This window comes from Kaistella sp. 97-N-M2, from assembly GCF_021513235.1.
In the GTDB taxonomy this organism is placed as follows: domain Bacteria; phylum Bacteroidota; class Bacteroidia; order Flavobacteriales; family Weeksellaceae; genus Kaistella.
Window position 1 is genome coordinate 937,333 of record NZ_CP090976.1, and the last position, 14,064, is coordinate 951,396.

The window sequence follows — 14,064 nt, forward strand, 5'->3', positions numbered from 1 at the left end:
ATAAAATTATTAACCGCAAATGGCCGAACCTCAACAACAATGGACCGAAACCATCGAAGCTGAACACTCGCTTTTCGATCTGAAGCTCAAGGAAGTTTGGCGGTACAAAGATTTGGTGTACATGTTTGTGAAACGGGATTTTATTTCGGGTTTTAAGCAAACAATCTTAGGTCCGGTGTGGTTTTTCATCAATCCCATTTTTACCACACTCGTTTACCTCGTTGTTTTTGGCAACATCGCCGGATTGTCTACGGATGGCGCGCCGAAAATTTTATTTTATCTGGCCGGTGTCACGCTTTGGAATTATTTTTCCACGTGTCTGACGGGAACTTCGAACGTATTTACGGGCAACGCCGCGATTTTTGGTAAAGTATATTTTCCGCGCCTCGTCATGCCCTTAACAGTTGTAATTTCAAATTTAATGCGCTTTGGCGTGCAGATGCTTTTATTTTTAGGAGTCTTTTTTTATTACTACTATCAGGGCCAGGTGCAGCCAAATATCTGGATTTTGGCCACGCCCTTTCTAATTGTTTTAATGGCGGCTTTCGCGCTCGGAATGGGAATGATATTTTCCTCGCTCACGACAAAATACCGCGATATTCAGATGTTGCTCGGTTTCGGCGTGAGTCTTTTCATGTATGTCACTCCCGTTATTTATCCGCTTTCTGCGCTGCCTGCACGGCTGAAAAACATTGCGTATTACAATCCACTTTCGGGAATTTTCGAATGTTTTAAATATGCCTGGCTCGGTGTTGGAGATTTTTCCGCTTCCATGCTGATTATCAGTTCGGTTATTATCTTTATTTTGCTCGCGGTCGGAACCGTGTTTTTTAATAAAGTGGAGAAAGGATTTATGGACACAGTGTAGGGAGGGGTGATTGATGATGGGTGATTTTAAAAAATGAACATATTCCTTTTCATTGGCTTTGTGGATTTATAAAATTTTAAATTAAAATATGCTCGCGTTAAAAGCAGAAAACATATCAAAACAATACCGCCTCGGGCAGGTCGGGACGGGAACGCTTTCGCATGACCTGAACCGTTTTTGGCACCAGATGCGCGGCAAGGAAAATCCCTATCTGAAAATTGGGGAAGCTAACGATCGTGCTTCTAAGGGAGAAAGCGACTACGTTTGGTCTCTGCGCGACATTAATTTTGAAATTGGCCAGGGCGAGGCAGTAGGAATTATTGGCAGGAACGGGGCGGGAAAATCGACGCTCCTGAAATTATTAAGTAAAGTCACAAAACCCACAACAGGAAAAATTTACACGAACGGCAGGATCGCTTCCTTACTCGAAGTCGGGACAGGTTTTCATCCCGAAATGACGGGCCGCGAAAACATCTATCTGAATGGCGCCATCCTCGGCATGACGAGAAAGGAAATTACACGGAAATTTGAGGAAATCGTGGATTTTTCGGGCGTAGAAAGATATATCGATACCCCTGTAAAAAGATATTCGTCCGGAATGTATGTTCGGTTAGCATTTGCCGTGGCGGCGCATCTGGAATCGGAAATATTGATTGTGGATGAAGTCCTCGCCGTGGGTGATGCTGAATTTCAGACGAAATGCCTCGGCAAGATGGGCGATGTGAGCAAAGGCGACGGACGCACGGTTCTGTTTGTGAGCCACGACCTCAACGCAGTTTCGCAGATCTGCAATACCGGAATATTATTAAACCAGGGTTTGGTGGAATATACGGGCAACATCAGAGAAACAGTGTCCACTTATTTGAATTCGGACAATGACGCCGTTATCTATTTGAACCGACAGGACCATTCAAATAAAAAAATGTTTATCAAAGAAATTCAGGTGACGAAAGTTGACGGCGAAGTGAGCCGCGAGTACTTTTATAATGAACAGATTGATTTTAAATTTACGCTGGGCATTAAAGAACTCATTCCGAACGCAAGTTTTTTTGTAACCATTCTGGATTCGCGAAAAAAACGCGTATTTTCCTGCGAGCGCGAGTTTGTTAGTGAAAACATGACGTTGAGCATCGAACCTCATACTTTAGTCCGCGGAAATTATTCCATCCATGCCTTCATCAATCAACCCAAAGTCGCCCAGATAGACGTCGCAGAAGACGTTTGCAAATTTACCGTAATCGATCCCGATTCTTATTTGTCTAAACATGGCGAATACGATTATGGTTCGGTGTTCGGACGCTATTCCTGGCAATAAAAAAGTCTTGTAATGAATGTATTTAAAAAGATTTACCGGCTCAATAAAAAAGCCTATACCGAGTACAAAAACCGCGATGTACCCCATCCCAAAACGGGTATATCTGAAAGTGAGCGAAAACGGCTGCTGAAATATCCTCCTTTCATGGAGGGAGAAGGCCATTTCTTCGGACAACGCTTTCGGTTTTCCCACGGTCCCTCCTTTGTACATTCGGTAGACGAGTTGTTTGATGAGGAAGTTTATAAATTTGAATCCGACAAAGAAAATCCTTATATCGTCGACTGTGGCGCTAATATCGGACTGAGCATTCTCTACTTCAAAAAGCGTTTTCCCAAATCCAAAATACTTGCATTTGAACCGGATGACCAGATTTTCGATATTTTAAAGAAAAATATTTTGGTTTATAATAATTTCAGTGACGTCGTTTTGAAAAAAGAGGCCGTCTGGATTGAGGATACGGAACTTTCGTTTTTCTCAGAAGGTGCCTTGGCAGGATCTTCTGTAGTGGATTTTGGCAATAATAACAATGTTATAAAAGTGCAGGCTGTTGATTTAAAAAAACATCTTCAGAAACCTGTCGATTTTCTTAAAATTGATATTGAAGGCGCGGAAAATAAGGTAATTTTCGATATTGCAGTTCATCTTGATAATGTAAAGAACCTCTTTTTGGAATATCACGGCTTGCTGAACGAACCACAAAACTTAGGCGAAATCCTGAACCTTTTAAAACAAAAAGGTTTCGAATATTATATCAGAGTTGCGGACGACACACTTAAATTCCCTTTTTGCAATGAGTCGCCTTCCACCTTCAATCAGCAGTTGAATATATTTTGCTATCGAAAATAATCTCTTCACAAATATAAAATAACAGTGAAAATCTCCTTAAAAATAAGACTGAATGGATGATCTGGTTTCTATCTGTATTCCCACTTTTAATGGCGAAAAATATTTGCAGGAAGCTTTAGAATCTGTTAAAGCACAGACTTACAAAAATATTGAGGTGGTTATTTCTGATGATCGGTCCAGCGACAATACGTTAAATATTTGCGAAAAATTTAAAGCCGAAGTAAGTTTTCCCGTATCTATCTTGTCCCACATACCGGCAGGTATTGGTGCGAACTGGAATAATTCTATAAATAAAGCACGAGGAAAATATATAAAAATCCTTTTTCAGGATGACGTGTTGGAAGCAAATTGCATAGAGGAAATGCTGAACTGTCTATTAAAAAACAAATTGCATATTGTTGTTTCGAAAAGAAATATTATCGACGAAGATTCTTTACAAATCACAACGGGCGACTGGTTTGAGAAATACAAAGATTTACAAAAACCTGCAGGCCTACCGGAAAGCGATCTTTTTATTCTATCGCGTAAAAATCTTAGAGATTTAGACGTTAAAGTATATTCTGCGGAAAATATTATCGGCGAACCGTGTGCAAGTCTTTTTTCAAAAAGATTGTTTGAGGAGGTGGGCCCATTCAGCGAATGCTATAAGCAAATTCTCGATTATGCGTATTGGTTGAGAACCTTAGCCAGATATGACATCGGTATTTTAGGCGAGAAACTGGTGAAGTTTAGATATCATCCACAACAGGCATCTGCGGTCAATTTGTCCAAAGACCTGGATGAAGGACATGTTCTAGAGAACATTCTGTTATGCAAATTTTTATTTGACATTGATCTAAAAAGCGTTATATTTCTCTTAAAAAAGAGAATGCCATTCTTCGTAAAAGTGGCGCAAATGCGGTATAAACTTTTTCCATGAAGCAACTAGCGATCGTCATTCCCTATTTCAAAATAGATTTCTTCGAAGAAACCCTGAAATCCGTTGCGGCCCAAAGTAATAAAAATTTTGCGCTTTACGTAGGAAATGACGCGAGCCCTGATAATCCACTGCCGCTGCTTCAAAAATATTTTCGCGAAGAAGACTGTCAATATTTCGAGTATAAAGAAAATCTTGGCGGCGAAAATTTAGCTTTACAGTGGGAAAGAATCCTGGAAAATACGACGGAAGAATGGTTTCAAATCTTAGGTGACGACGACGTGATTTCCGCGAATTTTGTGGAAGAATTCTATAATAATCTGGCGCTGATCGAAGAGTCGAAGATAAATGTCATTAAATTTTCGCAGGCTGAAATGGATAGAAATAGCTCAGTCTTAACCCCATTTACCAACTTTAAAAAGATCGCACATTATACCGATATTTGGACGGACAACTTTCTGAAGCACGCGCGCAGCAGCCTTTCAGAACATGTTTTTAGAAAGTCCGAATACCTTAAATTTCGCTTCAAAAAATATCCCTTAGCGTGGTTTTCAGATGATATGGCGATCCTGGAAATTTCTCATTTTAGCGCTATTTTTTTCGTCAGCACAGCGCCAGTTCTTGTCCGGATTTCCGAAAAAAGCATCTCAGGCATGACGGCCGATCCGGCTTATAACAAACAGAAAGAAGTCGCGCGGTTATACTTTTATGAAGATCTTTTAGGCCATTTCCGACGGTTACCAAAGAAGAATGTAGAACCTTTATTAAAATTTTATCTCAGTCTCTGTTGGCATTTGAAAGTCCGCAAGACGATCAATTTAATACCTTTATATTTCTATATCGGGAAACCACACAAAATTTTGACAATTCCCTACAAAAAATTCCTGTTAAAGAACAATGCATGAAATATCTGAAGATTTTTTACCGGTTCTTTCTTTTTAAAACTCCTCTAATCGCAGCGCAGCGAAAAAATCCGCTGTCGATTCCGGTGATCATTATTAATTTCAATCAGCTATTTTATTTGAAAGAGCAGGTAAATTTTTATTTGAACCGCGGCTTTGAAAACATCATCATCATCGACAATCACTCTTCTTTCCCTGCTTTACTGGCGTATTACAGGAATATTCAACATGAAGTAAAAATAGAATTCATGGAAAAGAATGAGGGCCATTTGGTTTTCTTTAAAGATGAAAAACTCCGGCGAAAGTATAGCCAAGGATATTACGTGATCACAGACGCGGATATTGTTCCGAACACCAGTTTACCAAAAGATTTCATGAATATTCTTCTGCAGAAACTGGATCAGTATTTCGACCGCGTGACGAAAGTTGGTTTCGCTTTGCAGATCGATGATATTCCCGTTTATTTCTCGCAGCGCGAAAAGGTTTTAGAGTGGGAAAAACCCTTCTGGGAAAATGAAGTAGAAAAAAACTGCTATTTAGCAGACATCGACACGACTTTTGCGCTGTACAAACCGCAATATCCCCGCAGATTTAGTGGCGTCAATTTTTACAAGGGTTTACGCATCGCCGGAAATTTCACTGCAAAACACGGCGGTTGGTACAAAAATCCCGAAAGCCTCAGCGCAGAGGAAATTTTTTACGAGCAACATGCCAACGTTTCCGCCTCCTGGACGTATAAACCGCCGAAGAAACAATGAAAAATCTATTAGCCATCGTTATCCCTTACTACAAGATTGAATTTTTTGAGGAATGTTTGGATTCGCTATCCAGACAGACCAACAAAAATTTAAACGTTTATATTGGTGACGATTGCAGCCCGAACGATCCGGCGGAAATTATAAATAAATACCGCGGTTTGCTCAACCTTCAATATCAGCGTTTTCCTACAAATGAAGGCGGAACTTTTCTTACCAAACAGTGGGAACGCTGCATCGAATTAACGCAGGACGAGGAATGGATCATGCTTTTGGGTGATGACGATCTGATCTCGGAAAATTTAGTCGAACATTTTTATGGCAGCCTGCACGAAATTAATGCGGGAAATCACAATGTTATCCGCGCAAATGTGACCGAAATCGATGAAAGTGGCAAGACGTTGCGGACATTTGATTATCCAAAATTTGAAAAACCCTCAACGGCGTATATCAAGAAAATCACGCAGGATTATCATCTTTCCCTGCCGGAATTTATCTTTAAAAGATCCACTTATAAAAAGTACGGTTTCCATCATTTTCCCTACGCTTTTGGCAGCGACGAAATCGCCTGGCTGGAGTTTTGCGAAGGCAACACGATTTTTACACTGGAAAATTCGTATTGCTTTATGCGTTTGTCGCAGATCAGCATTTCCGGAAGCAAACAGGATTTAAAACATAAAGTTTATGCGATGTATTTAACCAAAAAATACATCATCAAAAAACTGTTTTTTAATTTTACAAAAGAAGAGCGAATTTTAATAATTTCCAAAGCCTACAAAGATCTCCTGTATGCGGACAGCAAGCTTTACGCGGAGCGACTTTGGTTTATTTTAAAAACCGCACCCTATTTAAGCTTAAAGAAATGCTGCGAAATATTTTTGAAAGGCACTGCTTCAACGCTGCCAGCGCCACCTGAAGAAGCGAAATCCTAAATCGGTGGGCAGTCTGCTAAAAAGATCGGCTTTTTTCAGCGAAAGCGGAACCTCCGCCGAAAGGTAATCCGCAAGCGTCAGTGACGATAATTTTTTATAACTGATATAACTTTCCTTCCACAGCGTTTCATTTTTTTGCGCCTTCCAATTCATTGCGAGCGTCATCTTTTTAAAATGCACCAAATACTGAAGCATTAGTTTTCTGCGTTCTGCCTGCGTCTCCTCTTTCAGTATGCGATCCATCTCCCGCGCAATCAGCGTCCAGTCCAGAAAATTTTTGCGGCTTTTGTTGTGAATGATGGATTTCGAATGCAGAAAATAGCGATAGGTCGGCTGATGAATGAAACCCACACTTTCCAGTTTCAGCGCACTTTTAAAACTGTGAAGTTCGTCTTCCGAAAAAATATTTGGTGTAAAGTAAAGTTCATTCTGAGTGAGAAAACTGCGTTTAAAAAGCTTGTTCCAGGAAGTTACAGGATATTGTCCCGCGACGTACGCGCGAAAAACCGCACCATTCCCATAAATGGTATCTCCGGAAAACTCGACGCTGAACAGACTGGAGGTTTTTGCCGCTCCTACATCAACGGTTTCCACGTCTCCCACTACCATTTGCACCTTTCTCGCCTCCGCAAATTCTACCATAAGTTTAATGGCATCGGGCATGATCTGGTCGTCGCTGTCCAGAAAAAACACGTATTTTCCGGTCGCCGTTTCAATCCCTTTGTTGCGGACGACAGAAAGACCCGAATTTTTTTCGAGATGGATGATTTTCCAGGTCTGAAGTTTGTGCCGCGCAATAAAATCCTGCGCAAGTTTTACACTGTTATCGGGCGTTTGATCATTAATTAAAGTCACCTCGAGGTTCGAATAGGATTGCTGTCGAACCGATTCTAAACACGCTGGCAGAAAATCTTCGCAGTTGTAAAGCGGAATCGAAATGGTGACTAAAGGTTGCATAAAATCTAAGTTTATTTCAAAAATACAGATTTTATAGGGAAACGGTTATCTTTGTTATCTAAGAAAATAGAAGTACGTTTCTGTTGCTGATTTTAAACCACAGGAATCAATAAATTTCACTTTATATTTTTGCCTTGATGAATGATCAAAAGAAAGTTTCGGTAATAATGTCTGTGTATAACGGCGAAAAATATCTGCGCGAAGCGATGGATTCGGTTTTGCATCAAACATTTCCGGACTTCGAATTCATCATAATCGATGATGCTTCCACGGACCGCACTGCTTCGATACTTTCGGTTTATCAAAACAAAGATTCGCGGGTTAAAATCATTCAAAAAGAAAAAAATAAAGGCGTCGCCGGTTTTATCGAAAATCTGAATTTCGGTTTAGCACAGGCCAAAGGAAAGTATATCGCCAGGATGGATGCCGACGATATCTGCGATTTGCAGCGATTGGAAAAACAGGTTACTTTTCTGGAGGAGCACACCGATATTTTTATTGTGGGAAGCAATATGCAGTGCATTGACGAAAATGATTCTCCGCTTCACCAAATGGAAGCCCCGCTGAAAAATAACAAAATCAAGGAAAAAATGTTCCGCCGGATTTCTATGTTTCATCCCACGATTATGTTTAGAAATACCGGAATACAATACCGCGAAAAAATGCGCTATTGTGAAGATTACGATCTTTATTTCAGACTGATGACGCAGGATTTAAAGTTTGCCAACTTAAATGAAACCCTTTTACAATACCGAATTCTGAAAACGTCCATTTCGCGAAAAGACGACAAGTTTATTCGCTGGATCTTCACAGAAAAAGCACGGCAGTTTTTCGTGGAAAGAACAAAAGACGGTCGCGATTCCTACGATTCTTTTGAACCTTCCTCTTATGTAAAAATTTTGGATAAAGACTTTAAAAACTCCAGAGAAGAACTTGTTTTCGCCCTCCGAACCGCTTTAAAATTCACCTGTAAAATGGAGGCAGATAAGCTTTTAAGTAAAGCAGAACAGGATTTTGGAGACGATAACATATTTAAATTTTTCAGAATTTTAAGTAAACTTCCGGCCTTTTTCGCCAAATGTTATTTTAAATTAAGTCCCGTTTCATGCAGCTGATCATCAAATCCTTTAACCGCCCTTTTTACCTGGACCGTTGTTTGCGAAGCATCGAAAAGTTCGTTTCGGGTAAGTTCCAAATCCTTATTCTGGATGACGGTACGCCGGACAAATATTTGGCGAAGATAAAAAAAGCTCATCCGCACGCTACCATTTTAACTTCTGAAAATTACAGGACCAAAACGGCGGCCATTGCAGAAAATATTCAGTCCGGAAAAGAGATCGACGGCTTTCAAATTCCTGCCAAACTCTGGTATAACGCGGTAGATGACGCGGAAGATTACGTTCTCGTGACGGAAGACGATGTTTGGTTTACGCAGCCCGTCAATCTATCCGAAATTAAAAAAGACATGGCAAATCACCACATTTCCTTACTGAAATTGGGCTGGCTCGGAAATAAAGAAGAAGAGGAACACGTAAAAATGAGCCCGATCACAAACCACATCGATCGGCTTCGCCCGAAAAAACTATTTACCGGAAGGAAATGGGTCATGGATTGTCTGATGTATAACAGGTTTAAAATTTTCACCATTTTGTACAAATTAGGTTTTGTGGATAACAACACGCGCAACAGTTACTGGTCGTTAAACTCCATCGCCATGGGCATTTACGACAAGAAATACTGGCTGCACATTTGGAAAGATTCTCAGGATGAGGTCGACGAAAAAGCGCAGTTGCGAAACGCCGCAGTGTATTATCATAAAAATAAATCCAATCCCAATTTTATTGCAAGAACGGCGACAGAATTTTTAAAAACGACATTTCAATCATCTGCCACAAATTCTTATCACAAATACGAAATCGCGTTTGATGTCAATTATTTTAATCATCTGATAAACGAAGCCTGGCTTTTGGGTACTTTTGATGCCATGCAGAATTTCCCAAACGACTTCGCTACGGAATATTTTTCTAAATTTATCGAAGACAAGATGAACGTCTCCGATTTTGAAAAATGGGTGGAGAAGTTTAAGGATCAATACCGAAATTTGGGCGCAATGGTCGCCAGTTAAGCCGCTGTCTTCTGAATTTCCTCTACACTATGCCGAAACCGATGCAGTCGCAAAAAATAAAAATAATCTTTCGTCACCGCTCCCTGGAGATGGGCGGCATCGAAACCGTGCTGCTGAACCTTCTGAACCATTTTGATTATACAAAATATGAAGTTGTTCTTTTGTTGAATTACGGTCAGGGCGAGTTTTTGCAGCGCGTACCACCGGAAGTCAAGATTGTAGCGATCGGCGAGGACCGCAGTTCTTTTTCAGAAAATAAATTTTTGAATCTGCTCCAAAAAATCACACGCAGGCTTAAATACGCTTTTTTTCAAAGATTTCCGCGTAAGTTTTACCAAAAACATCAGCTTTTAGATTTTGATTACGAGGTTGCCTTCAGCCATTATATGCTTCAGGACGTGTACAACAGTCGGAACAAACAGAGCAAAAAAATGTACTGGATTCATGGCGACCTCAGAAATTCCGGATTTACGGACGTTCAAAACAAAAACTTTGTCGATCTCATGTCAAAATTCGACACCGGTGTCTTCGTATCACAGCACGGAAAAAATATCGTCGAAAAAAACTGGAACGTTGACCTGAAAAACGCAGTAGTCATCAATAATCCGCTCGCAATCGAGCATATCCTAAAACTGGCTGCAGAACCTGTGGAAGAAAAATTTCGTAACATCGATTTTGTTTCCGTCGGCAGGTTGTTTTCTCAAAAAGGAATTAAAGATCTGCTGGAAGCACATCACCAACTCATTATGTTGGGTTACACCATCAAAACCCTCATCATTGGCGATGGAATGCAGCGCGACGAGCTGGAAGCGTTCATTCGAAAATACAATCTGGCGGAGACGTTCTTCCTTTACGGATTTTCCAATAATCCAATCAAATACATTCAAAACTCACGATATTTCGTGCTGCCTTCCTACAGCGAAAGTTACCCGATGGTAATCGGCGAAGCGCTTTGCCTGAACAAACCCGTGCTCTCCACGAACGTGGGCGGCGTTCCGGAAATGGTGCACCACAACGTCAACGGTTTATTGTTTGATCCAGGCGAAAAAAACCTGTTGCAGAAGATGAAAGCCGTTCTGGACGATCCTTCGCGGCAAAAAAGATTTTCGCAGCACGATTCTTTAGCAGAGTTAAAAGAAAAAAACAACCGTATCTTTCATCAGATCGATCAATTATTTAATTAAGATGAAAATAATCTACCGAATTATTCTAAAAATCCACACGCTTTGTACCGAACTTCGCGACAAAGCCTACATCGAAATCTGCAAATCCCGCGGTTTGAAAGTGGGAAAAGACGTGGTTTTCATCGAAGCACCAAAATTTGGATCCGAACCTTATTTGATTGAGATCGGCGACCGCACGAAAATTACCGCCAACTGCACCTTCATCAACCACGATGGCGCAATGTACGTCATTCGGTCCATGGAAAAATACCGGGACGCGAGAAATTTCGGACGCATAAAAATCGGTAAGAACTGTTTCATTGGAAATAACTGCACGATCCTTCCGGGCGTCGAAATGGGCGACAACTGTATTTTGGGCGCAGGTTCGGTGCTGAATTCTTCTACGCCTGCCAATTCGGTTTTCGCCGGCGTTCCAGCTAAATTCATTTGTACGATTGAAGAATACGGCGACAAGGCACTGAAAAACAATGTGCTCTATCCAAGAGAACTCGAAGAAAACCGTCCGAATTTAGATTCTTACATCAAAAATCATTTACCGCACAATTATAAACCTATAAAATAAATCGGTGGCTACAAAAAAGAAAATCCTCCTCAGAATCGGTTCTTTACGTCACGGCGGTGCCGAAAAAGTGTTGGTTACTTTTTTGAAAAATCTGCCGCAGGACAAATATGAGATCGATCTTTTGCTCAATTTATATTCGGGGAAATATTTGGCAGAAGTTCCAAAATGGATCAATGTTTTGTATTTGAACAAAGGCGAAATGATCACTACTAACCGCCTGCACGATCTTCCAACAAAAACGTACCGCGTTCTTTATCAGAAAGTTTTACAATTATTTCCTTTCCTTCTTTACCGGTTTATTTTAAAAGGAAAAAAATACGATATCGAATTTGCCGCCATTCACGGAATGCGCGACGAAATTTTAAACTCACCGTTGAAATCATCAAAAAAAATCATTTGGATCCACAACGATCTAAAGAAAACGGAGTTTCGCAATTACACCGACGCGGAATTCCAAAAGTTTTTTGGCTTTGATAAAATCATGGTTATTTCGGAGAAAATTCAGCGCGATTTTGAAAATACGGCACAAACCGAAGTTGAAAAAAATAAAATTGTGCGAATTTATAATCCTTTGGATACGGACGAAATACTTCAAAAATCAGAGATTGGAAGTCGCATAAACGAAGAACAAAGCAGAACATCCGAGCCTAAGGTTCCGCTTTTTTTGTCTGTTGGAACTGTTTTTCCGCAGAAAGGTTTCGATCGGTTATTAAAAGTGCACAAACGGCTGTTGGCAGAAGGTTTCCCGCATAAAATTGAAATTATCGGTGATGGTTATGATTTTGAAAACATTAAAAAATTACAGGAAGATTTAAAGGTGACCGAAACGGCAGCACTTTTCGGCTTTAGCGATAATCCGTATCCTTATTTTAAAACCGCCGATTTTTATATTTTAAGTTCCAGATACGAGGGTTTTCCGACGGTTTTGTTTGAAGCCATCACGTTAAAGAAGAAAATAATCGCCACCGATGTTTCGGGCGTTCGCGAAATGTTGGAAGACGGAAAACTCGGCCTCATCGTCGATAATTCCGAAGAAGGAATTTACGAAGGCATGAAACAGGCGCTTCAAAATCCCGAAAGTTTTGGCAAATATGAAGCGCAGTTGAAAGAGTATAAAATGCCTTTTAATCTGGAAAACTCCGTCACTGCGATCATCAAAATTTTGGACGAATTATAAATGTATTTTCTGTTATCTTTGTTTCAATGGCTGAAAAAACGACTTTACAAAAAGATTTCTACCGCGAAAGCGGCAGCTGGCTTTCCACCGTTCAGATTTGGAAGAAATGCATCAATCCGAATCTGCACTTTATTTATCTTTTAAGAATCACCCAAAAACATCCTAAAAACACTTTTTCCGGGAAATTCTGGCGTTTGATTTTAAGGCATTATCAAATCAAATACGGTTTCCAGATTTATCCGGAAACGCAGATTGGCGCCGGATTATATCTCGGTCATTGGGGCGCTTTAGTAATAAATCCAAAAGCGAAGATTGGCAAAAACTGCAATATTGCGCAGGGCGTGACCATCGCGCAGGCCAACCGCGGCCGAAATGAAGGCGTACCGGAAATCGGTGATGAAGTCTGGATTGGCCCAAATGCTGTTCTCGTCGGCAACATCCGGATCGGAAATAATGTTCTGATCGCGCCAAATGCTTACGTCAATTTTAATGTGCCGTCCAATTCTGTGGTAGTCGGCAACCCCGCGCAAATTTCGCCGAATGAAAACGCAACTTACGATTATATCAACAATAAAATTGAGTAGCATTTTTACCGAAATTTCCCGCCGAAACTTTTAATATTAAGTTGGAAGCACTTATTTTTACACATCAGAAAACGAATGACACCAAATCCCCTTCAATGAAAAAATCTTACGATGCCATTTTTGAAAACAACCGCAAATGGGTAGAATCTCAGGTCGCTGTGAATCCCGAATTTTTTAATAATCTATCGAAAACTCAAACTCCTGAATTTCTTTACATCGGATGTTCAGACAGCCGCGTTTCTGCGGAAGAAATGATGGGCATGAAACCGGGCGAACTCTTTGTGCACCGCAATATCGCCAATGTTGTGAACACTTTGGATATGAGCTCGACAGCGGTGATCCAATACGCCGTGGAACATTTGCAGGTTAAACACATTATTGTTTGCGGGCATTACGGTTGTGGTGGTATAAAAGCCGCGATGACGCCGGAAGATTTAGGTTTATTAAATCCCTGGCTGCGTACGATTCGTGATGTTTACCGATTGCATCAGGTAGAACTGGATAAAATTGAAGATGAACAAAAGCGCTACGACCGTTTGGTAGAGCTAAATGTGCAGGAACAGTGCATCAACGTCATCAAAATGGCGTCGGTTCAGGAAGAATATATCGTCGATGAATATCCGATCGTTCACGGGTGGGTTTTCGATATGAAAAGCGGAAAAATCATCGATCTGGACATCGATTTCGAGAAAATTCTGAAAGACATTCAGAAGATTTACAACCTGACGAACTCGGATTGGGTGATGAGCCGGAAGAAAAAATAGTTTTTGCTACTCAAATATTCTCAAATTTTATGCACAGCCTTACAAGGATGTGAGGTGGATAATTACGCTGCTTACCGAATATTTAAAGCCAAAGAAATCAGTGAACATGACCAAAAAATCGGCGCAAATCTGCGGAATTTGCGATGGATTTTGAGCACAGATAGATGCACCCTAATA

At 40.6% G+C, this 14,064-nt stretch carries 15 protein-coding genes; 14 read left to right on the plus strand and 1 reads right to left on the minus strand.

The genetic code is table 11. From position 1 onward, the window contains the following. Positions 1 to 19 precede the first annotated feature (19 nt). The 7 genes from L0B70_RS04495 (at position 20) to L0B70_RS04525 (ending at position 6,534) form a co-directional block, all read left to right on the plus strand. Positions 20 to 868 (plus strand): ABC transporter permease, encoded by an 849-nt coding sequence (locus L0B70_RS04495; RefSeq protein WP_235143099.1) that lies wholly within the window; start codon positions 20 to 22, stop codon positions 866 to 868. A gap of 88 nt (positions 869 to 956) precedes the next feature. Next, positions 957 to 2,183 (plus strand): polysaccharide ABC transporter ATP-binding protein, encoded by a 1,227-nt coding sequence (locus L0B70_RS04500; protein WP_235143100.1) that lies wholly within the window; start codon positions 957 to 959, stop codon positions 2,181 to 2,183. A 12-nt stretch (positions 2,184 to 2,195) separates the two neighbouring features. Beyond that, positions 2,196 to 3,029 carry an FkbM family methyltransferase gene (locus L0B70_RS04505; protein ID WP_235143101.1) on the plus strand — a complete coding sequence of 278 codons (834 nt, stop codon included), beginning with the start codon at positions 2,196 to 2,198 and terminating at the stop codon, positions 3,027 to 3,029. Between the two features lie 52 nt (positions 3,030 to 3,081). After that, positions 3,082 to 3,948 (plus strand): glycosyltransferase, encoded by an 867-nt coding sequence (locus L0B70_RS04510; RefSeq protein WP_235143102.1) that lies wholly within the window; start codon positions 3,082 to 3,084, stop codon positions 3,946 to 3,948. Beyond that, the gene (locus L0B70_RS04515) at positions 3,945 to 4,850 is read left to right on the plus strand and encodes a glycosyltransferase family 2 protein (protein WP_235143103.1); all 906 of its coding nucleotides are present in this window, start codon (positions 3,945 to 3,947) and stop codon (positions 4,848 to 4,850) included. Before L0B70_RS04510 ends, L0B70_RS04515 begins: the two co-directional genes overlap by 4 nt. Next, complete coding sequence (locus tag L0B70_RS04520; RefSeq protein ID WP_235143104.1) at positions 4,847 to 5,605, plus strand: glycosyltransferase family A protein; 759 nt, start codon at positions 4,847 to 4,849, stop codon at positions 5,603 to 5,605. The genes L0B70_RS04515 and L0B70_RS04520 overlap by 4 nt, the downstream gene beginning before the upstream one ends. Next, complete coding sequence (locus L0B70_RS04525; protein ID WP_235143105.1) at positions 5,602 to 6,534, plus strand: glycosyltransferase family 2 protein; 933 nt, start codon at positions 5,602 to 5,604, stop codon at positions 6,532 to 6,534. Before L0B70_RS04520 ends, L0B70_RS04525 begins: the two co-directional genes overlap by 4 nt. On the opposite strand, the gene L0B70_RS04530 is transcribed toward L0B70_RS04525, so the two are convergent. Next, positions 6,496 to 7,491 carry a glycosyltransferase gene (locus L0B70_RS04530; protein WP_235143106.1) on the minus strand — a complete coding sequence of 332 codons (996 nt, stop codon included), beginning with the start codon at positions 7,489 to 7,491 and terminating at the stop codon, positions 6,496 to 6,498. The two genes, L0B70_RS04525 and L0B70_RS04530, sit on opposite strands and share 39 nt — an antisense overlap. A 167-nt stretch (positions 7,492 to 7,658) precedes the next feature. On the opposite strand from L0B70_RS04530, the gene L0B70_RS04535 reads away from it, so the two are divergent. From L0B70_RS04535 to L0B70_RS04565, 7 genes are all read left to right on the plus strand, one after another. Beyond that, complete coding sequence (locus L0B70_RS04535) at positions 7,659 to 8,606, plus strand: glycosyltransferase (RefSeq protein ID WP_235143107.1); 948 nt, start codon at positions 7,659 to 7,661, stop codon at positions 8,604 to 8,606. After that, entirely contained in the window at positions 8,597 to 9,616 is a 1,020-nt protein-coding gene (locus L0B70_RS04540) for a glycosyltransferase family 2 protein (protein ID WP_235143108.1), read from the plus strand. Before L0B70_RS04535 ends, L0B70_RS04540 begins: the two co-directional genes overlap by 10 nt. 29 nt (positions 9,617 to 9,645) lie before the next feature. Further along, the gene (locus L0B70_RS04545) at positions 9,646 to 10,800 is read left to right on the plus strand and encodes a glycosyltransferase (protein ID WP_235143109.1); all 1,155 of its coding nucleotides are present in this window, start codon (positions 9,646 to 9,648) and stop codon (positions 10,798 to 10,800) included. Position 10,801: 1 nt separating this feature from the next. Continuing rightward, positions 10,802 to 11,362, plus strand: a complete 561-nt coding sequence (locus L0B70_RS04550) for an acyltransferase (protein WP_235143110.1) — start codon at positions 10,802 to 10,804, stop codon at positions 11,360 to 11,362. A 4-nt stretch (positions 11,363 to 11,366) separates the two neighbouring features. Then, positions 11,367 to 12,539, plus strand: coding sequence for a glycosyltransferase (locus L0B70_RS04555; protein ID WP_235143111.1), 1,173 nt, complete (start codon positions 11,367 to 11,369; stop codon positions 12,537 to 12,539). Positions 12,540 to 12,565: 26 nt separating this feature from the next. Next, positions 12,566 to 13,123: a serine acetyltransferase gene (locus tag L0B70_RS04560; protein ID WP_235143112.1), complete on the plus strand. Its 558-nt coding sequence runs from the start codon at positions 12,566 to 12,568 to the stop codon at positions 13,121 to 13,123. A gap of 95 nt (positions 13,124 to 13,218) precedes the next feature. Next, positions 13,219 to 13,887, plus strand: a complete 669-nt coding sequence (locus L0B70_RS04565; protein ID WP_235143113.1) for a carbonic anhydrase — start codon at positions 13,219 to 13,221, stop codon at positions 13,885 to 13,887. The last annotated feature ends 177 nt before the right edge of the window (positions 13,888 to 14,064 follow it).